Origin of the sequence: Thermaerobacter sp. PB12/4term, from assembly GCF_003403315.2 — a bacterium.
Classification (GTDB): domain Bacteria; phylum Bacillota; class Sulfobacillia; order Thermaerobacterales; family Thermaerobacteraceae; genus Thermaerobacter.
On the sequence record NZ_CP048407.1, the window covers coordinates 1,883,959 to 1,906,126 of the forward strand.

Genomic DNA, 22,168 nt, shown 5'->3' on the forward strand with positions numbered 1-22,168 from the left:
CATGGAGGGCAACCGGCCCATGCGCAGGAACGAGCCAGCCAACGGAGGAGCGGACCCACGAGCGGAACCGGCGGAACCGGCAGCCGCAACCCCTCGCCCCGACGGGGTGGAGGGTGGAGCGGCCGCAACCCTGGCCAGGACCGGTGACGACCCGGCGCCCGGCCGGATGCCGGCGACGCGCCGCCGGCGGCGCGTCGCCCTGGCCGTCGCCCTGGTTCTGGCCCTTGCTTTCCTCGCCGGCGTCCGTTCCATGGAACACATCCTGGCTTCTGCCCCGGCTCCGGGCAAGCCGGCGCCGGACTTCACCCTGCCCCAGCTGGACGGCCCGCCGGTGCGGCTGGCGGAGTTGAAGGGACGGGTGGTCGTCCTCAACTTCTGGGCGTCGTGGTGCCTGCCCTGCCGGGAGGAAACGCCGGCCCTGCAGGCGTTCTACCAGCGTTACGGCGACCGGGTGGCCTTCTACGCCATCAACGTGGCCGAGCCGGTGGACACGGTCCGCGCCTTCCTGGCCGAGTTCGGCGCCACCTACCCCGTGCTGCTGGACCGGGATAAGACGGTCTTCCGCCGGTACCGGGTCACCGGCTACCCGGAGACCTTCTGGATCGACCCCCAGGGGATCCTGCGGGTCCACTGGCACGGCCCCATGACCCTGGCCGACATGGAGCGGCTCTACCGGGAGACGGTGGCCGCTTCACAAGGGGCGGCGCCTCACCCGCCGAAGAGCACGTCCAGAATGGTCGAGAGGGTGCCGCGCTTGCCGGCCAGGGCGCGGGGGTCGTAGACCTCGGTGTAACCGCAGTTCTGGCACGACACAAAAAGATAGTGGTTGTGCTGGATGTCGAAAATCTTGCTGAGGCCCGCTCCCGTCATGGCCACTTCCTTGACCCGGGCCCCATCGTGCCCGCACTTGCTGCACTTGAAGCGCTGCGCGATGGCGCTGGCGATGTCCACCCCGGATCCTCCCTCCTGCCGGCGCGGGCACCCGGACACCGTGGGGACGGGGTCCGGCCGGCCGCTCCCTCTCCCGCGAGTCGCCCGGCTATCCTGCGGCAGGCGGATGGCGGCGCGGTGCCGGGCCAGCGGCGCCTATCGGCGCATCGACGGCCGGGCTCCTCACCTGCACCGGATGGTCGCGGGAGTCCTGGATGACGACATTCGCCTCTCGCTTTCAGTATCCTGGTCCGGTCTCCCGGGCATCTCCGCCGGGGGGACCGGATGCCGCCGGGACCTATTCCCGGCTGCCGGGGACGAGCCTGGCGGCACCTGTCCGCCATCACGATCCCGCGAGCTCACTGCCCGAGGTCCGTTGTAATCCGCGGGTCTGAAGAATGGAGGAAAGGCCGCTGGGACGAACCGCTGCGGAGCGCTACCTTCCCCCACTTGGCCATCCGCCTGGGTGGCCTGCGGGCAGCGCTGCAAGACCCATCTCAAACCGGCCGCGGCGCCGGCCGCCCGAACCCGGGAGCCCCCGCGGCCCTGCGGAGCGGACGAACGCCGGGACGAACTCGGCGTAGCGGGCCTCCCGGAACCGGGCGGCCGGACGAACGCAGGCCCTCCCGTACCGAGGAAGCCGTGAGGCCTCCTGGACGGCCGCCGGTCACCGCCGGCCACGGCCGGGCCGGGCACGCGCCGGCCGTTACACCACCTCGTAACCGGCGTCCTCCACGGCCTCCCGGACGCGGACGTCGTCCAGATCACCCTCGTACGTCACCGTCACCCGGCCCGTCGCCAGGTCGACCTCCACGTCCTTGACCCCCGCCACACCGGAAATGGCCTTCTTGACGGCCATCTTGCAGTGGTCGCAGGACATGCCCCGCACCTGGTAGACTCGCGTCGCCATGGGACCCATCCCTCCTGCCTGGCCGGCGGAGCGCTTTCCTTCAACCAACCCCAAGCGCGCCCGCCTTGGGCCGTTTTGCCGAAGATACCCACAGGGGGTATCCTTCCCCTATCCTAGGCGCTTCCCGCGGGCGCTGTCAAACTCCGCCGGGCGGGGTCGCCGTTGACACCCTTATACCCCATGGGGGTATGATGGGGGAGAACCTGAATTCGCCTGCGTAGAGACCGAAAGGAACCGCTGAGGAGGCGCGTCCCTTGAACGCCGAGCCAGCCAAGTGCCACGACCCCGGGTCGCGGCGCATGACGCCCCACGCCGACCGCAAGAAGCTGCTCGACCGGCTGCGCCGCATCGAGGGACAGGTCCGCGGGCTGCAGCGCATGGTCGAGGAGGAACGGTACTGTGTGGACGTGCTGGTCCAGGTGGCGGCAGTGCGGGCGGCCCTGGACGCCGTGGCCCTGCAACTGCTCGAACAGCACACCCACCATTGCGTCCAGGACGCCGTGCGCAGCGGCGATGGCGACGCGGCCATCGACGAGGTCCTGGCCGTGGTGCGGCGCCTCTTGAGGACCACATGACCTGCCAGGCGTCCCGAGGTAGCGTACGCGCCACGGGCATGCACGCTGACGCCACTGCCGGAACCCATCCCGGACGGGGCCGGCCGGGTTTCGCGCCCGCTGAGACCCGAATGCCGCCCCGGCCGGACTGCCGGGCAAGGAGGGATCGCTGATGACGGAAACCCGCGTCCTCGACCGGCCCTCGTCGGCGGAGGCCGACACCAGGCCGCCGGCCGCCCCGGCCGAGATCACCCTGCCCATCGAGGGCATGACCTGTGCCGCCTGTGCCGCCCGCATCGAGCGCGGCCTGAAGAAGATGGAAGGCGTGGATGACGCGGCGGTCAACCTGGCCCTGGGCCGCGCGCGGGTCCGGTTCGACCCCCACCGGGTGAGTTTGACCGACATGGCCGGGCGGGTGCGGGATCTGGGGTATGACGTCCCCCTGGAGAGCATCCAGCTGGCCGTCACCGGGATGACCTGCGCCGCCTGCGTCAACCGGGTCGAACGGGCCCTGCGCCGGGTCCCCGGCGTGGTCGACGCCGCCGTCAACCTGGCCACGGGCACGGCCACCGTACGGCTCATCCCCGGGGCGGCGGCGGCCGGCGACCTGATCGCCGCCGTCCAGGCGACCGGCTACGAAGCCCAGCCCGTGGGAGAAACCCGCGACGAGGCCGAGGCGGCCCGCCAGCGGGAGATCCGCGGCTGGTGGAACCGGTTCCTCCTGGGCGCGGTGCTGTCCCTGCCCCTGGTGCTGGCCATGGCGGCCCACCTCTTCGGCTGGCACGGGCCGGCCGTCGCCGTCCTGCAGAACGGCTGGCTCCAGCTGGTCCTGGCCACGCCCGTGCAGTTCTACGTGGGCTGGGTCTTCTACCGCGACAGCTACTTCAACCTGAAGAACCGCAACGCCAACATGTCGGTGCTGGTCGCCCTGGGCACTACGGCAGCCTACCTGTACAGCGTGGTGGCCCTGCTCTGGCCGGGCCTCGGCACCACGGGCCTGTACTTCGAGACCAGCGCCGTCCTCATCACCCTGGTGGCGCTGGGCAAGTACCTCGAGGCCGTCGCCAAGGGGCGGACGTCGGCCGCCATCAAAAAGCTCCTGGGCCTGCAGGCCCGGACGGCCCGGGTGATCCGGGACGGGCGCGAGATGGACGTCCCGGTGGAAGACGTGACCGTGGGTGACGTGGTGGTGGTCCGACCCGGCGAGAAGATCCCCGTGGACGGGGTGGTGCTGGAGGGCCGCTCGGCGGTAGACGAGTCGATGCTCACCGGCGAGAGCCTGCCCGTGGAGAAGGGCCCGGGCGATGAAGTGATCGGCGCCACCGTCAACACCACCGGCAGCTTCAAGTTCCGCGCCACCCGGGTCGGGCGGGACACGGCCCTGGCCCAGATCGTGCGCATCGTGGAGGAGGCCCAGGCCTCCAAGGCGCCCATCCAGGCCTTTGCGGACCGGGTGTCGGGCGTGTTCGTCCCCGCGGTCATCGCCGTGGCCCTGGTGACCTTCGGCGGCTGGCTCGCGGTGACCGGCGACTTCACCCGGGCCCTGCTGGCCGCCACCGCGGTGCTGGTCATCGCCTGCCCGTGTGCCCTGGGTCTCGCCACCCCCACGGCGGTCATGGTGGGCACCGGGCGCGGCGCGGAGAACGGCATCCTCTTCCGCGGCGGCGAGCACCTGGAGGCGGCGGCCACCCACCCTGGACGCCGTCCTGCTGGACAAGACGGGGACGCTCACCGTGGGCAAGCCGTCGGTGACCGACGTGGTGGTGCTGGCGCTGCCGGACGGCCTCGAAGCACGGGATGCCGGTCCTGGCGCCGGCCGCGACGCCGCCGGGGATGCGGCCGGGGAGGCGGGTAAGGCCCCAACCGGCACCGGCGTGAGGGGAGACGGCACCGCAGCCGGTGCCGGCGCGGGCGGGGACGCCGCCGCAAGCGGTGATGCAGCCCCCGGCCGCGGCGGGGCCGGCTCGTCCGGGCTGGATGTCGCCCAGCGGGCCCTGTTGCGCCTTGTCGCCTCGGTGGAACGGGCCTCCGAACACCCCCTGGCCGCTGCCGTCGTCGAGCGGGCCCGGGAAGCCGGCCTCGAACTGGACGAACCGGCCGCCTTCGAGGCCGTCCCCGGCCACGGGGTGACGGCGCAGGTGGCCGGCCGCCAGGTGGCGGTGGGCAACCGGCGGCTCATGGAGGCGCGGGGCGTCGCCGTGGGCGCCGCGGCGGACCGGCTGGCGGCCCTGGAGGAACAGGGCAAGACGGTCATGCTGGTGGCGGTGGACGGCCGCCTGGCGGGCCTCATCGCCGTGGCCGACACCCTCAAGGAGACGGCCCCCGAGGCGGTGGCCGCCCTGCACGCCATGGGCCTCGAGGTCTGGATGATCACCGGTGACAACGCCCGCACCGCCCGCGCCGTGGCCCGGCAGGCGGGGATCCCCGAAGAGCGCGTCCTGGCCGAGGTGTTGCCGGCCGACAAGGCCGCCAAGGTACGGGAGCTGCAGGAGCGGGGCCTCAAGGTCGCCATGGTAGGCGACGGGATCAACGACGCCCCCGCCCTGGCGGCGGCCGACGTGGGCATCGCCATCGGCACGGGGACCGACGTGGCCATCGAGGCGGCCGACGTCACCCTGATGCGGGGGGACCTGCGCACCCTGGCCGCCGCCATCGACCTCAGCCGCGCCACCCTGGCCAAGATCCGGCAGAACCTGTTCTGGGCGCTGATCTACAACACCCTGGGCATCCCGGTGGCCGCCCTCGGCTATCTCAGCCCGGTGCTGGCCGGCGCGGCCATGGCCCTGAGCTCCGTCTCGGTGACGACCAACTCGACCCTGCTCAAGCGTTTCGATCCCATGCGACGCTTCCGCCGCCAGGAAAGGGGCCGCCCAGCATGAGCCCGCACGGTAGCATGAAGCGCCAGGGCGGTTCGGGGAACCAGGGCCCCCGGCGCCAGAGGCAACCGGGTCGAGGAGCGCCGGAGCAGGAGGCCTCACGCCAGGTAGCTTCCGCCCGCCAGGCAGGGCGCCGGCCGCGGGGACGGCGCTTGTCCCGCACGGGCGCCGGCCGCGCCCGGGGGCTGCGGATTGCGTGGATGGTGGCGGTTCTGGCCGTCCTGGTGACCGCCGGGGTGCTGGCCTGGAGCAGGGCCGCTTCCTCCCCCGCCATCCGCCATGTCCACGGCATGACCTTCGACCCCCGGGATCCCGGCAAGCTCTGGGTCGCCACCCATGACGGTCTTCTGGTCTGGGAGGAACCCGGCCGCTGGCGCGGGCGCGTGGGGCCGGTGGTCGACCTCATGGGCTTTGCAGCCGCTCCCGACGGGACCCTCTATGCCAGCGGCCATCCGGGACCGGGGCTCGACCTGGCCAACCCCCTGGGGCTGGCCCGCAGCGCCGACGGCGGCCGGACCTGGGAACCCGTCAGCTTGGAGGGCGTCGTCGACTTCCATGCGATGGCGGTGAGTCCGGCCCGCCCCGGAGTGATCTACGGTTACTTTTACGGTGACGGCCGGCTCTACCGCAGTGAAGACGGCGGGCAGACGTGGACCCGCACCCCCGCTTCGGATCTGGCCGGCCCCCGGGGTCTGGGCCCGCTGCAGCTGGTGGCCCATCCGACCGATCCCGCGACGCTGCTGGCGGCCGGGGAGAACGGGCTGCTCCTGAGCACGGACGACGGACAAACGTGGGAACCGCTGCGGGACGGGGTGGTGACGGCGGCGGCCTTCATTCCCGGAAGGGACCGTGGGACGGGAGCCGGAACCGACACCGCAACGGCGCGCGGCACGGACTCCGGATCGGTCACCATCCTGGTCTACGACGCCGCCGAGGGGTTGCTGCGCTCCACCGACGGGGGCCGGACGTGGCAGCCCGCGGGGTCGGGCTTGCGGGTGGACCCAGAAGATCCACTGGCCGCCCTGGCGGCCCACCCCGACGCTCCACAGCGCATCTACGCCATCACCATGACAGGCACGCTCTGGCGCAGTACCGACGGCGGAGGCGCATGGGAAACGATCTGGGCACCGGAATGACCCATGGCGCGCCCAGCTTGACGGCTCCCAGCGCACCCTCCTTCTGCTCAGGCCACGGGTTGTGGACAGGTGGGGCCGGGTCCCCCGTGGCCTCACCTGTTGTCGCCGGCGATTCCTGGCAGACCCGTGGCAAAAGGAGCGGTGTACGATGCCCATGGGCCCATGCCGGACGTCGCTGGGCAAGAGGGTCACCTCAAGCAAGCCAAGGCACCCCGTTGCCTGCCGCTGGCCGCGAACACCCACCACACCACCCGGGTGGCCGGCCGCCATCCCATCGCGACCAGCGTGGCCGCGTCACAGACGGCGTTCCCTGACCCGTCCGTACCCGAACTTCGTCCCGGTGTCGCCATCCTGGCACGAGGCGAGGAGGACCACTTCAGGACGCCCTGGTCGCGTCCCCCTGCTGCTGGTTGAACGCGGGCGCGTCCCCGACGTGGTCCGCACCTGTCTCCTGAGCGTCAACCCTCGCCACACGGAGCCCGCCCCTCCGTTCATGCACGGCTCCATCGCCGGTCCGCCCGGCGAGGTGGCCTGCCGGGTCCAATTCGAGCTGGAGGTGCTCCTCCGCACGGTCATCGAATGAAACAAGCCGGCCGCATCAGGCCGGCCCGTCCGCCGACGAGAGGCATGGCGCCCGCCGCCGGCGGCCCATGCCTCTCCCCTTGCTCCTCCCGCTCGCCCGCTGCTCACTCGAGCCGCAGTCGCCGCAGCAGCATCGCGTTGACCGCCACCACGACCGTGGAGAGGCTCATGAACACCGCACCCAGGGCCGGAGAGAGCAGGATGCCCCAGGCCGCACCGACGCCGGCCGCCAGCGGCAGGGCCACGGCGTTGTAACCGGTGGCCCAGAAGAGGTTCTGGACCATCTTCCGGTACGTGACTCGCGATACGCGCAGCGCACTCACCACGTCCAGGGGGTCGTTTTCGATTAAGACCAGATCGGCCGACTCGATGGCGACGTTGGTGCCGGCACCGATGGCCACGCCTAGATCGGCCTCCAACAGCGCCGGTGCATCGTTGATGCCGTCGCCCACAAAGGCCGTCGGACCTTCCTGCTTGAGCTGGCGAACGATCTTCGCCTTGTCTTCGGGCAATACCCGGGCGTGGTACCGCTGGATCCCCAGTTCCGAGGCGACCGAGCGGGCCACCGCCTCCGCATCGCCAGTGATCATCACGACCTGGATGCCCATGTCATGCAGCCTGCGCACGGCCTCCCGGGCGCGCCCGCGCACCTTGTCGGCCAGGGCGAACAGGGCCAACACCCCGTGCTCGTCCAGCAGGGCGATGACGCTCTCACCGCGGGATTCGGCCTCATCGAGGCCCCGGCGCAAGGAGGCAGGCAGTTCAAGCCCAAGCTCCGCGATCCATTCGGGGCGACCGATCCGATAGGCCTTACCGTCAACTGAACCGGTCACGCCCTTGCCGGCGACCACCCTGAAATCCTCCACCGCCGGCACCTGCAAATTCCGTTGCTGCGCCAGTTCCACCACGGCCCGGGCCAGGGGATGCTCGGAGCGGCGTTCCAGAGCCGCGGCGATCCGCAGGGCCTCTTCTTCCTCCACGCCGGCCGTGTAGACGCTGCGAACCCCGAATTGGCCTTCCGTGAGAGTGCCGGTCTTATCAAAGGCGACGATTTTCAGGTCTCTTGCCCGCTCGAAAGCTTCCCGATTACGCACGAGGATGCCCGCGCGCGCCGACAGGGCCGTGGCGTTGACCGTCACCAGCGGAATCGCCAACCCGAGGGCGTGGGGACAGGCGATGACCAGAACGGCCACCGCCCTCGTGAGCGCGAACTGCAAGGGCTCCCCGGACGCCCACCAGGCGAGGAAGGTGAGGGCACCGGAGCTGATCGCGATGTAGGTTAGCCAGCCCGCCGCCCGGTCGGCCAGGTTCTGGAAGCGACTACGGGAGGCCTGGGCTTCCTGCACCAGGCGCTGGATCTGGCTCAGGGTCGTGTCGTCGCCGGTGCGGGTGACCCGGACCTTCAGCGCGCCTTCGCCGTTGACCGACCCCGCGACCACCTCGTCGCCCGGCTCCTTGGGGACCGGCCGCGATTCCCCGGTCAGAAACGCTTCGTTGACACTGGAGCTGCCGTCCTCGACCACACCGTCCACCGGTACCTGCTCGCCGGGCCGGATGAGGATGCGATCCCCTTCTTTTAGTTGTTCCACCGGTACGTCAGTGACCGTACCCCCCTCCAGCTTGTGGGCCCGGGAGGGTACGAGCGCCGCCAAGTGCTCCAGAGCCCTGCTGGCACCCTGGACCGACGACATCTCGATCCAGTGGCCGAGCAGCATAATGGTCACGAGCGTAGCAAGCTCCCAGTACAGGGGCATTCCAGGCAAGCCCAGGGTCACGGCCAGGCTGTAGGCGAAGGCGACGGTAATGGCGAGGGAGATGAGCGTCATCATGCCGGGGGCACGCGCCCGTAGCTCGTGGGCCGCCCCGTTGACAAACACCAGGCCGCCGTACACGTAGATGACAACGGCCAGGAGTGCCTGGATCCATTCTGCGCCGGGGAACTGAACCGCCCGGTATCCAAGCCATTCCTGCGTGAGGGGGGCGAAGTAGAGAATCGGAACTGTTAAGGCAAGGCATACCCAGAACCGGTCCCTGGACTTGCCCCGGTTTAGTGGACACCCCGATACTTGGGGCGTAAGCCCCGGAAAGGGTGATCCCCATGCCGGCTACCAAGCCGCCGTATCCTCCCGAGTTCCGGGCCGAAGCCGTCCGCCTCGTCCGGGAGAGTGGGAAGAAGCTCCAGCAGATTGCCGCCGACCTCGGCGTCTCGGAGGCCAGCCTGCGGAAGTGGGTTCGGCAAGCCGGGATCGACGCGGGGCAGCGCCCCGGGTTGACGACCGCCGAACGGGAGGAACTCAACCGGCTGCGGCGGGAGAACCGGATCCTGCGGGAGGAGCGTGAAATCCTAAAAAAGCCGCAGCCTTTTTTGCCCAGGAGAGCCGACGGAACCGGTGACCGTGTTTCGGTTCATCGAGCAGGAGAAGGCCCACCATCCGGTGGCCACGCTGTGCCGTGTCCTGGGCGTCTCGACGAGTGGCTATTACGCATGGCGGCAACGGGGTGCCTCCAGACGGTCCCAGGAGGACGCGGATTTGAGCCAGCGGATCCGGCTCATCCATGCTGGCAGCCGGGGCACGTATGGCGCGCCCCGCATCCATGCAGAGCTGCGGTTGACGCATGGGGTCCGCTGTGGTCGGAAGCGGGTCGCCCGGCTGATGCGGGCTATGGGGCTGGCCGGCGTGCACCGGCGCCGGACCCGGGGGATCACACTCCGGGATCCCCGCCGCCCCGTCTACCCTGATCGGCTGGGTCGGCAGTTTGTGCCCGATGCCCCCAACCGGGTGTGGGTGGCGGACCTCACGCAGCATCGCACGGAGGAAGGCTGGCTGTACCTGGCCACGGTGGTGGATGCCTTCTCCCGCGCCGTGGTGGGCTGGGCCATGGGGGACCGGCCCGTGGCGGAGTTGGTGGTCGACGCCGTCACCATGGCGGTACGGCGTCGCCGGCCGGGGCCCGGTCTGATCCACCACTCGGACCATGGCGTGCAATACACCTCGCTGGCATTCACCCGCCGCTTGGGGTCCTGGGCATCGCCGGATCAATGGGTTCCGTGGGCGATGCGCTGGACAACGCGATGGCGGAGAGTTTCTACGCGACCCTGCAACGGGAGCTCCTCGACCGCCAAGCCTGGGCCACACGGGATCAACTGCGCATGGCGATCTTCGAGTACGTCGAAGGGTTCTACAACCGGCGGCGGCGTCACTCGGCACTTGGTTACCTCTCGCCCTACGAGTACGAGGAGCGTTGGATCCAGGAGCGAAAGGCTCAGCCACAGGAAGGGGTTGTCGCGTAAGCCTCAACCTGTCCACGAAACCGGGTCAACTTCACCCGGAACATTTCCGGGGTGTGACCCGCGTGCTTGTCGTGGGCTCTGTGGCCGTCATGCGCGCGGTGATGATGGCCCACGCTTTGGGCGTCGTGGATGTCACGGCCGTGGACGCCCTTCTCAAGCCCTTGTGCTTCCGACGCCGCGACTACGTCCCGGGGACGCGGCCGGCGGCCTTCGCGCCGGGGAGGCTCGTCCCGGCGTGACGCGCCCTTCGCCCCGGCATGTGGATGGTGGTGATGGGCGTGTGGGTGCGAATGATGGCGATCAGCATGCTCACGGCGATCGCGGTGATGGTGGGATTCATTAGATTGGATCATATTATCAATGACCTCCTATGATCGGGGAGCAGAGGCTGCGGCAGGCGATGAGCAGCGTCGGTTTCTCAACACCCACCGACGCGTCAGGCACCCAGGGATTATACCCTTCCAGGGTCATCTGGCATGCACCGTGCCACAGACACGGAATCGGGTCTGGCCGCCGAATCGTGCCATTCAGTTATCTAAAGGCGCCTTTGAGAAACGTGTGAGGAAGCTGGACCGAACCTGTGTCTGGCACCCATACGGAAGGGTGGGCTCATCCTGCGGTTGCAACAAAAGGTCGACGACTGGCTTTCGTCGGTGATGGGATCTACGACTGTCGGGCTGGTTGATCCCATCGGCCGTGATCGGCGAGCAGCGGAACCGTGGAACAAACTTCAAGGGAGCCGCGCGAGCAAGTGAAGAAGGGGCTCGACGGCCGGATGGCGTCGCTCGCGGAACAAAGCGGAACAGAGAGGACGGGACCCGGCCGGAGTGTGCCGGGTCCCGTCGCGCCGTTGGATCAGACCACCTCGTAGCCGGCTTCGTCGACGGCCTCCCGCACCTTCTGGTCGTCGGGCTCGCCGGAGAAGGTCACAGTGACCTTGCCCGTACCCAGGTCCACCTCGACACCGGTGACACCGGAAAGGCGGGAGATGGCCTCGGTCACCTTATGCTTGCAGTGGTTGCAGGACATGCCCTTCACGTCGTAAGTCCTGGTCGCCATAGCACAACCCCCTTGTAGAGAATCTCCACGAAGCGCCGGGCCCTACCCCGGTCCCGCCGCAGATATACCCCCCATGGGTATATCCAGCCCCATCGTAAATCTTTTCCGGCGGGGTGTCAACCCATGGGCGGCGCCGCGGCCTTCGCGGCGGCTATCCAGGCAAGCGGGCGCGGAGCCCGGGTGGTGATAATCGAGCGCCGGGTCATCGGCGGCACCTGCGTCAATATCGGGTGCGTCCCCTCCAAGACCCTTGTGCGCGGCGCCGAGATCTACTTTCAGACCCGCAACCACCCCTTCGCGGGCCTGGATACCCATGCCGGTCCGGTCGACATGAGCCTGGTCATCGGCCAGAAGGACGAGCTGGTGGCCAGGCTACGCCGGGAGAAGTATGAGGCATTGATCGATGAGTATGGCTTTGACTTCGTGCGCGGCGAGGCCAGGTTCGTCGACGCGACCACCGTGGAGGCCGGTGGTCGCCTCATCCGCGGGAAAGCATTTCTCGTTGCCACCGGGGCCTCTCCCGCCATACCGGACATCCCGGGGCTCCGGGAGGTCGACTTCCTCACCAGCACGACGGCGCTGGAACTGCGCCGGGTGCCGGAAAGCGTGGCCGTCATCGGGGCGGGATACATCGCCCTCGAGATGGGTCAGCTCTTCCGCCACCTGGGCGCCCGGGTCACCCTCATGCAGCGGAGTGAGCGCCTCCTCAAGGCGTACGACCCGGAGATTTCGGAGGCCGCGGCCCGGTTGCTGGCCGAGCAGGGCATCGAGTTTCTCACGGGCGTGCGGTACCTGCGGGTGGAAAGCGGCCATGCCGGGAAGCGAGTCGTCTTGGAGGTGGGCGGGCGACAGCGCGTGGTGGAGGCCGAGGAACTCCTGGTGGCGACGGGCCGGCAGCCCAACACAGCGGCCCTGAATCTTGACCGGGCGGGAGTGCGGGTCGGCCCGCGGGGCGAGGTAATCGTGGACGATCACCTGCGCACCAGCGTGCCCCACATCTACGCCGCCGGCGACGTCACCCTCGGCCCGCAGTTCGTCTACGTAGCCGCGCATGAGGGCGCCGTGGCCGCCGACAACGCCCTGGGTGTCGCGGACCGCCGGGTAGACCTGCGCGTCCTGCCCCGGGTCACGTTCACCACGCCGGCCATCGCCAGTGTGGGGCTCACCGAGACCGAGGCCCGGGCGGCCGGTCACGCGGTGCGCACATCTGTGCTCCCGCTCGACGCAGTTCCGAGGGCGCTGGCCAACCGGGAGACCACCGGGGTATTCAAGTTGATCGCCGACGCCGATACCGGCCGCCTGCTGGGCGCCCACGTGGTGGCGGAGAACGCCGGCGACGTGATCTACGCCGCCACGCTGGCGGTCAAGTTCGGCCTGACGATCCAGGACCTGCAGGAGACGCTCTCTCCCTACCTGACCATGGCCGAGGGGCTCAAGCTGGCGCCCCTCACCTTCGACGTCGACGTCTCCCGGCTCTCCTGCTGTGCAGGGTAGACGGGGCGAGCACGTGCGGTGGATGCAGTCGATGGCGGGACCACGCGGCAACTCCTCCCACAAGGGCTCGGGAGGCTAAACTTGCCACGTAGTCCCGCCACCTGCGTGTGGTACCCGATCCCGCCCGCTGTGTCGCCCCGGGCGGGATCAAGCAACTGTCGACTCACCGGCAAATCCTCGACCGGTTGGGTGGAAACACCCACCAATCAGGATGTCTCCGGCCCGGGCGAGCCCCTGTGAGCACCTCATCTTGACAAGACGATACCCCCGTGGGGTATGTTATAGCTGAACGGAGCGTGATGTCCATGAGTGAGCCGCGGATCGCAGCGGGCGCAGCGGATTCCCGGGCTGAAAAGGTCGTTGCGCCTGTGCTCTCACCCACCGTGTGTGAAACTACCTGCGAGCGGCGCATGACGCCCTACGCCGACCGGAAGAAGCTCCTGGACCGGCTGCGCCGCATCGAGGGCCAGGTCCGGGGACTGCAGCGGATGGTGGAAGAGGAGCGCTACTGCGTGGATGTGCTGATCCAGGTGGCGGCCGTACGCGCCGCCCTGGACGCCGTGGCCCTCCAGCTCCTGGAGCAGCACACCCACCACTGCGTCCAGGACGCCATCCGCAGCGGCAACGGCGATGAGGCCATCGACGAGGTCCTGGCCGTGGTCAAGCGCTTGTTGTAGCCGGGCAAGGAGGGATGACCGTGAGCGACGTGGCCGTGAAGGACAGAACTGCCGCCGGTACGGGGGGCCAGCGCAAGGACGCCACTTCAGGGGCCGAGTTGACCCTGCCCGTGGAGGGCATGACATGCGCCGCCTGTGCCAACCGCATTGAAAAAGGGCTGAAGCGGCTGGACGGCGTGATGGAGACGGCGGTGAACCTGGCCACCAACCGCGCCCGCGTCCGGTTCGATCCGGCGCGGGTGAGCGCGGCGGACATGGCGGCCCGCGTCAGGGATCTGGGCTACGAGGTCCCCATGCAACAGGCCCGCCTGTCCATCGAGGGCATGACCTGCGCCTCCTGTGTCAACCGGGTCGAGAGAGCGCTGCGCCAGCTGCCGGGCGTCGTCGACGCGGCCGTGAACCTGGCGACCAACACGGGCACGGTCCGGTACGTCCCCGGCGCGGTGGATGTGGCGGACATGGTGCGGGCCGTGCGCGACGCCGGTTACGAGGCCAACCCGCTGGAGGACACGGGCGACGAGAGCGATGCGGCCCGCCAGCGCGAGATCCGCGGCTGGTGGAACCGGTTCCTGCTGGGCGCGGTCCTCTCGCTGCCGCTGCTGGTGGCCATGGCCGGCCATGTCTTCAAGTGGCATGGCCCGGTGATGGACGTGTTGAGCAATGGCTGGGTGCAACTGGCCCTGGCGACACCCGTCCAGTTCTATGTGGGCTGGGTCTTTTACCGCGATTCCTACTACAACCTGAAGAACCGCAATGCCAACATGTCGGTGCTGGTTGCCCTGGGCACCACGGCCGCGTACGCTTACAGCCTGGCGGCCGTGCTGTGGCCGCACCTGGGCATCCCGGGCCTGTACTTTGAGACCAGCGCCCTCCTGATCACGCTGGTGGCGCTGGGCAAGTACCTGGAGGCCGTGGCCAAGGGGCGCACGTCGGCGGCCATCAAGAAGCTGCTGGGCCTGCAGGCCAAGACCGCCCGGGTGATCCGGGAGGGCCGGGAGCAGGACATCCCCGTGGAAGCCGTGGAGGTGGGCGACATCGTCGTCGTCCGCCCGGGCGAGAAGATCCCGGTGGACGGCGTGGTCGTCGAAGGCCGGTCGGCCGTGGACGAGTCGATGCTGACCGGCGAGAGCCTGCCCGTGGAGAAGGGGCCGGGCGACGAGGTCATCGGCGCCACCGTCAACACGACGGGCACCTTCAAGTTCCGCGCCACCAAGGTCGGCAAGGACACGGCGCTGGCCCAGATCGTCCGGATCGTCGAGGATGCCCAGGCCTCCAAGGCGCCCATCCAGGCCTTCGCGGACCGGGTGTCCAACTACTTCGTCCCGGCGGTGATCGCCATCGCCGTGATCACCTTCGGGGCCTGGCACTTGCTGACGCGCGACTTCACCAGCGCCCTGCTGGCGGCCACGGCGGTGCTGGTCATCGCTTGCCCGTGCGCCCTGGGCCTGGCCACGCCCACGGCGGTGATGGTCGGGACGGGCCGCGGGGCGGAGAACGGCATCCTCTTCCGCGGCGGCGAGCACCTGGAGGCGACGGCGACCCTGAACGCCATCCTGCTGGACAAGACGGGCACCATCACCGTGGGCAAGCCATCGGTGACCGACGTGGTGGCGGTGGGGATGGACGAAGCCGAGTTGCTGCGCCTGGTGGCCTCGGCCGAGAAGGCCTCCGAGCACCCGCTGGCCTCCGCCATCGTCGACCGGGCTCGCGAGGACGGCCTGCAGTTGGAGGAACCCGGCGATTTCGAGGCGATTCCGGGCCACGGCGTGCGGGCCGCGGTGGGCGGGCGGCAGCTGCACGTGGGCAACCGCCGGTTGATGGAACGGCAGGGCGTCGACCTGGCCCCGGTGCGGGACCGCATCGAGGCCCTGGAGAACCAGGGCAAGACGGTGATGATGGCCGCCGTCGACGGCCGCTTGGCCGGGCTCATCGCCGTCGCCGACACCATCAAGGAGAACGCGCCCGAGGCCATCGCCGAGCTGCAGCGCATGGGCCTCGAGGTGTGGATGATCACCGGTGACAACGCCCGGACGGCGCGGGCCATCGCCCGCCAGGCGGGCATTCCCGAAGAGCGGGTGCTGGCGGAGGTGCTGCCCGCCGACAAGGCCTCCAAAGTTCGCGAGCTGCAGGCGCGGGGCCTCAAGGTGGCCATGGTGGGCGACGGCATCAACGACGCGCCCGCGCTGGCCAGCGCCGACGTGGGCATCGCCATCGGCACCGGTACCGACGTGGCCATCGAGGCCGCGGACGTGACCCTGATGCGGGGGGACCTGCGCGGCCTGGTGGCGGCCATCGACCTCAGCCGGGCCACGCTGGCCAAGATCCGCCAGAACATGTTCTGGGCCCTGATCTACAACACGCTGGGCATCCCGGTGGCGGCCCTGGGCTATCTGAGCCCGGTCCTGGCCGGCGCGGCCATGGCCCTCAGTTCCGTGTCGGTGACCACCAACTCGACCCTGCTGAAGCGGTTCGATCCCATGCGCCGCTTCCGCGACGGCCGGCGCCCGCAGGCCGGGCGCGGCGGTCCGGAACCGGCCGCGGTGGGGCGGGCAGCATAGCCGTCATCGCCACGGCGGCATTGCCGGCGGGCCGGCGGTCACGAGGAGGAAGCGGGGCGGTGAGCCGCCCCGCTTCCTCCCTTTTCAGGCACATGGCCGGGGTCAGGAACATGGACTGGCGGTTGCCTCAACATTACAATGTGTAGTGTCAGCGTTACAATGCGTCATGTGAACGCAACGGGGCGCTGGCGGCGCGTAGTTGCTGCCCCGACGCGGTCCAACACGAACCATGGGGGTTATTGCGGTGAAAAAGTCCCGTCCCCGGCCTGCCCGCCGGCCTGCTCCGGCCCGGACGCGCGTGGCACTGGTACTGGCCGCCGCGGTGCTCGTGGCCGGTCTCGGCTACGCGTGGTATGCGAGGAGCGCCGGCCCGGAGATCCGTCACGTGCACGGGATGGCCATCGATCCCTTCGACCCCTCCAGGATATGGGTCGCCACCCACGACGGCCTGCTGGTTTGGCGCGAGCCCGGCGGCTGGGCAGGCCGGGTCGGCCCCGTGATGGACCTCATGGGCTTTGCCGTCGCGCCGGAGCGGGACGTGCTCTATGCCAGCGGCCACCCGGGCCCAGGCGTGCGCCTGCCCAACCCCGTGGGCCTGATGGCCAGCCGGGACGGTGACGCGTCCTGGGAGCCGGTCTCCCTGTCCGGCGAGGTGGACTTCCACGCGATGGCCGTGAGCCCCGCGGACAGGCGGCGCATCTACGGGTTCTACTACGGCGACGGCCTGTTCTACCGGAGCGACGATGGCGGCCGGACCTGGACGCGTACGCAGGTTCCCGCCCTCGCCGGCCCCCTGGGCCGGGGACCGCTGCAGCTGGTGGCCCACCCCAAGGACCCCGACACGCTCCTCGCCGCAGGGGAAGAGGGGCTGCTGCGCAGCGAGGACGGCGGCCGCACGTGGAAGACCATCCTGGCGGGGGCGGTCAGCGCCGCGGCCTTCGTCCCGCGGGACCCGGAGCAGCTCCTGGCCTACGAGGCAGGAACCGGTCTGGTACGGAGTGCGGACGGGGGGCGCACGTGGCAGCCCCTGGGCCTGCGGGTCGGCGACCGCGACCTGGTCGCTGCCGTCGCCGTCCACCCTGCGGACCCGCAGGTCGTCTACGTGGCCACGTTCGCCGGCACCCTGATGCAATCGCGGGACGGCGGCAGCACGTGGCAGGCGCTGTGGCCGGGCCCCTGAGCCGGCGACACCGCGGGACCCGGGGCGCCGGGGAGGTGGCGCGATGCACGAAGGGGACCATCCCATCCGCATTTTCCGTCTCGGCGACCAGGGACTGAGGCGCGTGCTGGGCGAGCTCGAGGCCACGGTCATGGAGGTGGTGTGGGCCGGCCCGGGAGCGGTCACCATCCGGGAGGTCACCGAGCGGCTCTCGTCCTCCCGGCAGCCCCTCGCCTTCAACACGGTGATGACGGTCATGAACCGGCTCGTGGCCAAGGGGCTGCTCAGGCGCAGCGGGCGCAAGGGATCGTACACGTACCGGCCCGCGATGGACCGCGAGGCCTTCCTGCGCGAGGTGACCCGCCGGGTCGCAGCGGGCCTGGTCCAGGACTTCGGCAGCCTCGCCGTCAGCCAGTTCGTCGACGTCCTCGCCGAGGAGGCTCCGGATGCCCTGGCGGAACTGGAGCGCGAGTTGCGGCGGAGGCAGGTGCACGATGAGGCCCCTTGAGGTCCGGCCGTCCAGCGGCACTGCGAACGGGGTCTTCTGGGGACTGGTGATTGTCTGGGCGTTGGTGAGCTTATCCTTTGCGGTGCTGGTCCTGTTTTCGGGTTTGGCGCCCGCCGTCTGGATCCGGGCGTGTACGATGTGGGTCCGTGCTCTGCCCAATGTTGCTCGCGCGGTCGTCACCCCGCTGGCGCTCCTCGGTCTGGTGAGCGGCGTCCTCGCGGTCAGCACACTGGTGGCGCAAATCGTGCGCACGCGCCGCTTTATCCGGGACCTCAGCCGCCACCACGGCGAAGTGCCGCGGAACCTGGCCATCTTGGCCGAGGCACTGGGCATGCACGGACGGGTTGACGTGGTGGACGATGATCGCCCCTACGCCTTCACCTATGGCTGGCAATACCCCCGCATCGCGGTGTCCCGCGCCCTCTTGGAGACCCTCGAGCCGTCCGAGTTGCAGGCGGTTTTGCTGCACGAACTCTACCACGTCCGGCAGCACGGGCCCGCGCGACTGGCCCTCGTGCGGGCCATGGCCAGGGGGCTGTTTTTCCTCCCCGTCATTACAGACCTGGCGCGGGGCTACGCCGCGCTGGAAGAGTTGGCCGCAGACGAGTTCGCCATGCGCCGCCTGGGTGACCGCTGGGCGCTGGCGTCCGCACTGGTGAAGGTAGGGCGTGGGCAGCGGCCGCCGACCGGCCTGGTTCTGGCACAAGCAGCCGATTCCGTTACGCCGCTCTCGCTACGTGCCCGCCAGATCCTGATGCACCCGCGGCCCGTGCGCGTTCCCTTAGCGCGGTCGGCGCCCGCTGCCCTCTGGAGCCTCGTGGTCGCGGTCCTTCTCGTCAGCAGTGCCGTGGTGCTCGCCGGTCAGAGCGTGGACGCCGCCCGTATGGGGGCTTGCCCGCTGTTGACCTGCTACCTGTAAGAGCATCAACTTCCACGAAGGGATGGTGGACAGCGTCTGCCAACTTCTCAGCCCATGTGCGTCATGCCCCAGGTGCCCGCGGGTGCCGCATGGGGGGCGTGGTGCGTCTGGCGCATGCGCTGGACCGCAAACTGGCACTCGGTGATGCAAAGCTCCAGGTGATGTGCTCCTTCGTGGAGCATGTCACGCGCCTTCGGGATCCGGTGGACTTGGTTGGCCAGATCGTGCAAGCGGTTGATGACCTGCTGGCAATCCTGAATGCACTGCTCCACCGATTGCGGGTGCATGCCTACCCTCCTTCCTGGCGGTGCTCCCGTGCTCGCGGGCAGCCTGCTGTTGGGCTCAGCGCGCAAAGGCGGCGGTGCCGGCCGGGTGATAAAGGTGCATCTTCGCCTGCTCGCAGCCGCTGATGCACTCTTCGACGTGCCGGGCCGCTTCCGTTAACATGTAGCGGGCGCGTTGATCGTGGGTCTGGTTGGCCGCCTCGCGAAGATGGTTCGCGATGTGCTGGCAGTGCTGGATGCACTGCTGGATTTCCGACTCTACGTGGCCGTGCCCTGGGTTGTGATGCATCCCGTGCACCGGCCCGTGGTCGTGCATGTGATGGTTCTGCACGCCCTTTCCGTCCTTCCGTCAGAGTTCCCGCCGGACAGGTTCCCCTATCACGGTTTTCCGTATTCGGGTATGGGCGCCCGGAGTTCGGATTGATGTCATCGTAAGCAGGCGCTCGGCGTACGGGATGAGTGACGCCGTCGGCAACGGGAGCCGCGAGGGAGGCCGCCGCCAGGCGCCGCCACACGCAAGGATATCCATGGATCCGTTGCCGGTGGTCATTTATTGCGGTGATCGGGTATTGCAGTGATCGGGCAGGAGGTGGCACGTTGCTCGGGTCCGTCCTCTTTCAGCGCTCGGCCTGGGCCGGGTTGATCGGCGGCTTCCTCGATCACTGGCTGTCGCTCCACGGGGTGCTGGCGGGGCAGGTCGCCTTGCTGGTACCGTTGACGGTGCGGCCGCCGGTCGAAGACGAGCACTCGGCCATGACCTTCTGCGGCCTGGGTGCCCTCGTTGGCAGCACTTTGGTGGTGGCGACGCCGGTCTTCATGGAGCCGGCACCGGTATGTTGCAACACGCCTTGACCGCGGGCGCAATGATCACCATGGGCGCCTCCATGGGCGGCATGCTCGGCGGTGGCTGGCAGGCCTGGCGCTGGCGGCGCGGTCGGCCGGCCTGACCTGGTTCAGAGGTTCAGCGCAAGGGCAGCCGGACAATAAACGTTGCCCCTTTCCCGGGTTCGCTGTCGGCGCCCACCCGGCCGCCGTGCAGCTCGACGATGCGCTTGACGATGGCGAGCCCGAGCCCCGCGCCCCCGCGGGCTCGCGAGCGCGATTTGTCAACGCGGTAGAGGCGGTCCCAGATGCGCGGTAAGTCTTCCGACGGAATGCCCTCCCCCGTATCGCGCACAGTCACGACCGCTTCGCCGTCCTCCCCCCGCAGAAGAACGGTGACCCGCCCCCCGGGCGGCGTGTGCCGGAGCGCGTTGTCCAGCAGGTTGATCCACACTTGTTCCAGCCGTTCCCCGTCACCGTCCGCCCAAAGATCCTCCGACGCATCCACCCGGAGGTTCACACCCTTTTCCTCAAAGGCCGGCAGCAGGCGCGCTACCACCGCTTTGACGGTTTGGCCCACTTCCACCGGTTGGCGACGGAGGGAGAAGGTCGGCTCCTCCAGCCGCACCAGGGTGAACAGGTCCTGAAGGAGGCGGGTCAACCGGCCTGCCTCCTGGTGAATGGTGGCCGCCATCACCCGGCGCTGGGCTTCGTCCCCGTAACCTTTGACGAGGGCCTCGCTGTAACCCTGGATGTACGTCAGCGGAGTCCGCAGTTCGTGCGATACGTCGGCCAGGAACGCCGACTGCTGGGCGCGGTACGTTTGCAGGCTTTCGGCCATCCGGTTGATGGAAGCGGCCAGGCGAGCGATCTCGTCGTTGCCCCGAATCGCCACGCGCTGCGTGTAGTCCCCTGCGGCAATGGCGGACGTGACGGCCGTCATCTGCCGCAACGGTCGGGTCAATCGTCTCGACAACACGACCGTCACCGCCGTGGCAAGGACCGCCATGATGCCGAGGGCGAACCAGCTGGCGACCGTGAACGCCTCCAGGTCGCGGCGGAAGGGTTCCGTGGGTTCGAAGAGGACCACCGTGGCCACCCACTCACCGTTTCTGAACACGGGCGACCATGCAACGAGGTAGGATTCCTCTCGCCAGTCGCCACTGACGACGACCCCTTCCGGCGTGGCGAGGGCACGGCCGTCTACCTGGAGGTAGCGCATCTGCTCGGGGCCCAGCGGTTCCGAGGACGCCAGGACCGTTCCCCCACGATCCACGACGGCTGCGATCAGGGGGGTCTGTCGCTCCATGGCGACGACGTGGTTCAGGGCCTCCGGCCCCCACCGGCCGCTGAGCGCTTCGGCATGCCCGTGGCCGCGGTGCAATAGATCCGCCGCCGCCTGGGCCACCAGGGAGCGGCTGAGGACCACGTAGAGGACGGCGAGCAGGATCAGGCAGAGCGAGCTGAACAGGGCGAACAACAATAGCCCCAGTTTGGTCGACAGTTGCAGACGACTCATGGGATGGTCCCACCACGTCCGTCGTGGTGCGGGTTCAAACGGTACCCGATGCTGCGCACGGTCTCGATCAGGTGCCGGGAACAGCCGGCTTCGACCAATTTGGCGCGCAACGTCTTGACGTGGGTGTCGACGGTGCGCACATCGCCGTCGTAATCCCAGCCCCATACCCGCTCGATGATCCGCGTGCGGTCCAGCACCTGCCCCGGATGCCGTGCCAACAAGGCCAGGAGATCGAACTCCTTAGGCGTCAGGTTCAACCGGCGTCCATGGCAGTATGCCTCCCGGGCCGGCACGTCGATGAGCAGGGGCCCGGCGATCACCCGGTCGGCCGGTCGCCCCTCGACCCTTGGGGTGCGGCGCAGGACCGCTCGAATGCGGGCCAACAGTTCTTCTTCTGCAAAAGGTTTGACGAGGTAGTCGTCCGCCCCGGCTTCGAGACCGGAGACCCGGTCCCGGACGTCGTCCCGGGCCGTCAGCATGATGACCGGGACATCGCTCTCCCTCCGGAGGATCCGGCACACCGCCCAGCCGTCGATGCCCGGCAGCATGATGTCCAGCAGAACCAGATCCGGTCGCTCGGTTCGGACGCGCTCCAATGCCTCATACCCGTCTTCCGCCTCGGAGACCGCAAACCCGTGCTGCTCGAGGAACAGCCGGAGCAAGGCGCGCATAGGAGCCTCGTCGTCGACCACCAAGATGCGCATGGTCTGCCCTCCCCGCCGCCTGGAGGATGCAGCGGCCCCGTTCCCCGGAACGCACCACCGGCCGCTGATCCCCGACCCGCTCCCCTTCAGCTTGACAACGGCGGCATGGACGGACAACCCGGCCTCGGCCGGCGCGCATCGTTTCCGTCCCAACAACAAACGGAAGACCAGAAGGGAGGCACCCC

Annotated in this window: 22 protein-coding genes and 1 pseudogene; 15 read left to right on the forward strand and 8 right to left on the reverse strand. The window is 69.3% G+C overall.

Translation table 11 applies throughout. From position 1 onward, the window contains the following. The first annotated feature begins 19 nt into the window (after window positions 1-19). Window positions 20-781 carry a TlpA disulfide reductase family protein gene (locus DYI95_RS07785; RefSeq protein ID WP_243149684.1) on the forward strand — a complete coding sequence of 254 codons (762 nt, stop codon included), beginning with the start codon at window positions 20-22 and terminating at the stop codon, window positions 779-781. Here the strand turns inward: DYI95_RS07785 and DYI95_RS07790 are convergent. Both DYI95_RS07790 and DYI95_RS07795 read right to left on the reverse strand, forming a co-directional pair. After that, complete coding sequence (locus DYI95_RS07790; RefSeq protein ID WP_116900350.1) at window positions 709-951, reverse strand: zinc ribbon domain-containing protein; 243 nt, start codon at window positions 949-951, stop codon at window positions 709-711. The genes DYI95_RS07785 and DYI95_RS07790 overlap by 73 nt on opposite strands. Before the next feature lie 685 nt (window positions 952-1,636). Beyond that, complete coding sequence (locus DYI95_RS07795; protein WP_116900349.1) at window positions 1,637-1,840, reverse strand: heavy-metal-associated domain-containing protein; 204 nt, start codon at window positions 1,838-1,840, stop codon at window positions 1,637-1,639. A 254-nt stretch (window positions 1,841-2,094) separates the two neighbouring features. Here DYI95_RS07795 and DYI95_RS07800 point away from each other — a divergent pair, with 254 nt between their 5' ends. From DYI95_RS07800 to DYI95_RS07820, 5 genes are all read left to right on the forward strand, one after another. Then, the gene (locus DYI95_RS07800) at window positions 2,095-2,415 is read left to right on the forward strand and encodes a metal-sensitive transcriptional regulator (RefSeq protein WP_371731862.1); all 321 of its coding nucleotides are present in this window, start codon (window positions 2,095-2,097) and stop codon (window positions 2,413-2,415) included. Between the two features lie 151 nt (window positions 2,416-2,566). Then, window positions 2,567-4,249, forward strand: coding sequence for an HAD-IC family P-type ATPase (locus DYI95_RS13275; protein ID WP_371731863.1), 1,683 nt, complete (start codon window positions 2,567-2,569; stop codon window positions 4,247-4,249). Further along, window positions 4,152-5,273: an HAD-IC family P-type ATPase gene (locus tag DYI95_RS13280; RefSeq protein WP_371731903.1), complete on the forward strand. Its 1,122-nt coding sequence runs from the start codon at window positions 4,152-4,154 to the stop codon at window positions 5,271-5,273. Before DYI95_RS13275 ends, DYI95_RS13280 begins: the two co-directional genes overlap by 98 nt. 149 nt (window positions 5,274-5,422) lie before the next feature. Further along, entirely contained in the window at window positions 5,423-6,406 is a 984-nt protein-coding gene (locus tag DYI95_RS07810) for a F510_1955 family glycosylhydrolase (protein ID WP_243149685.1), read from the forward strand. A 340-nt stretch (window positions 6,407-6,746) separates the two neighbouring features. Then, on the forward strand, window positions 6,747-6,989 hold the full coding sequence (locus tag DYI95_RS07820; RefSeq protein WP_164581333.1) for a hypothetical protein: 243 nt from the start codon (window positions 6,747-6,749) through the stop codon (window positions 6,987-6,989). 103 nt (window positions 6,990-7,092) lie between these two features. Here the strand turns inward: DYI95_RS07820 and DYI95_RS07825 are convergent, their stop codons facing one another. Then, window positions 7,093-8,982 (reverse strand): heavy metal translocating P-type ATPase, encoded by a 1,890-nt coding sequence (locus tag DYI95_RS07825; RefSeq protein ID WP_371731904.1) that lies wholly within the window; start codon window positions 8,980-8,982, stop codon window positions 7,093-7,095. Between the two features lie 104 nt (window positions 8,983-9,086). Here DYI95_RS07825 and DYI95_RS07830 point away from each other — a divergent pair. Together DYI95_RS07830 and DYI95_RS07835 are read left to right on the forward strand one after the other, a co-directional pair. After that, window positions 9,087-10,280: pseudogene (locus tag DYI95_RS07830) on the forward strand (IS3 family transposase). 62 nt (window positions 10,281-10,342) lie between these two features. After that, complete coding sequence (locus DYI95_RS07835; RefSeq protein ID WP_158556038.1) at window positions 10,343-10,519, forward strand: hypothetical protein; 177 nt, start codon at window positions 10,343-10,345, stop codon at window positions 10,517-10,519. A gap of 616 nt (window positions 10,520-11,135) precedes the next feature. Here DYI95_RS07835 and DYI95_RS07840 read toward each other — a convergent pair. Beyond that, window positions 11,136-11,339, reverse strand: a complete 204-nt coding sequence (locus DYI95_RS07840; RefSeq protein WP_116900330.1) for a heavy-metal-associated domain-containing protein — start codon at window positions 11,337-11,339, stop codon at window positions 11,136-11,138. A gap of 123 nt (window positions 11,340-11,462) precedes the next feature. On the opposite strand from DYI95_RS07840, the gene merA reads away from it, so the two are divergent. From merA to DYI95_RS07870, 6 genes are all read left to right on the forward strand, one after another. Beyond that, window positions 11,463-12,833, forward strand: a complete 1,371-nt coding sequence (gene merA / locus DYI95_RS07845) for a mercury(II) reductase (protein WP_116900329.1) — start codon at window positions 11,463-11,465, stop codon at window positions 12,831-12,833. Between the two features lie 305 nt (window positions 12,834-13,138). Next, window positions 13,139-13,510, forward strand: a complete 372-nt coding sequence (locus DYI95_RS07850; RefSeq protein ID WP_305849855.1) for a metal-sensitive transcriptional regulator — start codon at window positions 13,139-13,141, stop codon at window positions 13,508-13,510. Window positions 13,511-13,539: 29 nt separating this feature from the next. Continuing rightward, complete coding sequence (locus tag DYI95_RS07855) at window positions 13,540-16,068, forward strand: heavy metal translocating P-type ATPase (RefSeq protein ID WP_371731905.1); 2,529 nt, start codon at window positions 13,540-13,542, stop codon at window positions 16,066-16,068. Window positions 16,069-16,312: 244 nt separating this feature from the next. After that, window positions 16,313-17,248 (forward strand): F510_1955 family glycosylhydrolase, encoded by a 936-nt coding sequence (locus tag DYI95_RS07860; RefSeq protein ID WP_243149687.1) that lies wholly within the window; start codon window positions 16,313-16,315, stop codon window positions 17,246-17,248. A 43-nt stretch (window positions 17,249-17,291) separates the two neighbouring features. After that, a complete protein-coding gene (locus tag DYI95_RS07865; RefSeq protein ID WP_116900325.1) occupies window positions 17,292-17,735 on the forward strand; it encodes a BlaI/MecI/CopY family transcriptional regulator in 444 nt (147 codons plus the stop codon). Beyond that, window positions 17,722-18,654: a M56 family metallopeptidase gene (locus DYI95_RS07870; protein ID WP_158556037.1), complete on the forward strand. Its 933-nt coding sequence runs from the start codon at window positions 17,722-17,724 to the stop codon at window positions 18,652-18,654. The genes DYI95_RS07865 and DYI95_RS07870 overlap by 14 nt, the downstream gene beginning before the upstream one ends. Before the next feature lie 47 nt (window positions 18,655-18,701). Here the strand turns inward: DYI95_RS07870 and DYI95_RS07875 are convergent, their stop codons facing one another. Together DYI95_RS07875 and DYI95_RS07880 are read right to left on the reverse strand one after the other, a co-directional pair. Next, a complete protein-coding gene (locus tag DYI95_RS07875; RefSeq protein ID WP_116900323.1) occupies window positions 18,702-18,941 on the reverse strand; it encodes a hypothetical protein in 240 nt (79 codons plus the stop codon). Window positions 18,942-18,996: 55 nt separating this feature from the next. Further along, window positions 18,997-19,269: a hypothetical protein gene (locus DYI95_RS07880; RefSeq protein ID WP_116900322.1), complete on the reverse strand. Its 273-nt coding sequence runs from the start codon at window positions 19,267-19,269 to the stop codon at window positions 18,997-18,999. Window positions 19,270-19,535: 266 nt separating this feature from the next. Between DYI95_RS07880 and DYI95_RS07885 the strand changes: the two genes are divergently transcribed. After that, entirely contained in the window at window positions 19,536-19,790 is a 255-nt protein-coding gene (locus DYI95_RS07885) for a hypothetical protein (RefSeq protein WP_243149688.1), read from the forward strand. A 109-nt stretch (window positions 19,791-19,899) separates the two neighbouring features. Here DYI95_RS07885 and DYI95_RS07890 read toward each other — a convergent pair whose 3' ends face one another. Next, entirely contained in the window at window positions 19,900-21,279 is a 1,380-nt protein-coding gene (locus DYI95_RS07890; protein ID WP_116900321.1) for a cell wall metabolism sensor histidine kinase WalK, read from the reverse strand. Then, window positions 21,276-21,983, reverse strand: coding sequence for a response regulator transcription factor (locus DYI95_RS07895; RefSeq protein ID WP_116900320.1), 708 nt, complete (start codon window positions 21,981-21,983; stop codon window positions 21,276-21,278). The genes DYI95_RS07890 and DYI95_RS07895 overlap by 4 nt, the downstream gene beginning before the upstream one ends. Window positions 21,984-22,168 lie beyond the last annotated feature (185 nt).

What these genes read in the sequence shown, in the direction of transcription:
- DYI95_RS07785 (WP_243149684.1), top strand. Translation starts at nt 20, where the DNA reads ATGCGCAGGAACGAGCCAGCCAACGGAGGAGCGGACCCACGAGCGGAA.
- DYI95_RS07795 (WP_116900349.1), bottom strand. Translation starts at nt 1,840, where the DNA reads ATGGCGACGCGAGTCTACCAGGTGCGGGGCATGTCCTGCGACCACTGC.
- DYI95_RS13275 (WP_371731863.1), top strand. Translation starts at nt 2,567, where the DNA reads ATGACGGAAACCCGCGTCCTCGACCGGCCCTCGTCGGCGGAGGCCGAC.
- DYI95_RS07840 (WP_116900330.1), bottom strand. Translation starts at nt 11,339, where the DNA reads ATGGCGACCAGGACTTACGACGTGAAGGGCATGTCCTGCAACCACTGC.
- merA (WP_116900329.1), top strand. Translation starts at nt 11,463, where the DNA reads ATGGGCGGCGCCGCGGCCTTCGCGGCGGCTATCCAGGCAAGCGGGCGC.
- DYI95_RS07850 (WP_305849855.1), top strand. Translation starts at nt 13,139, where the DNA reads ATGAGTGAGCCGCGGATCGCAGCGGGCGCAGCGGATTCCCGGGCTGAA.
- DYI95_RS07865 (WP_116900325.1), top strand. Translation starts at nt 17,292, where the DNA reads ATGCACGAAGGGGACCATCCCATCCGCATTTTCCGTCTCGGCGACCAG.
- DYI95_RS07870 (WP_158556037.1), top strand. Translation starts at nt 17,722, where the DNA reads ATGAGGCCCCTTGAGGTCCGGCCGTCCAGCGGCACTGCGAACGGGGTC.
- DYI95_RS07875 (WP_116900323.1), bottom strand. Translation starts at nt 18,941, where the DNA reads ATGCACCCGCAATCGGTGGAGCAGTGCATTCAGGATTGCCAGCAGGTC.
- DYI95_RS07890 (WP_116900321.1), bottom strand. Translation starts at nt 21,279, where the DNA reads ATGAGTCGTCTGCAACTGTCGACCAAACTGGGGCTATTGTTGTTCGCC.
- DYI95_RS07895 (WP_116900320.1), bottom strand. Translation starts at nt 21,983, where the DNA reads ATGCGCATCTTGGTGGTCGACGACGAGGCTCCTATGCGCGCCTTGCTC.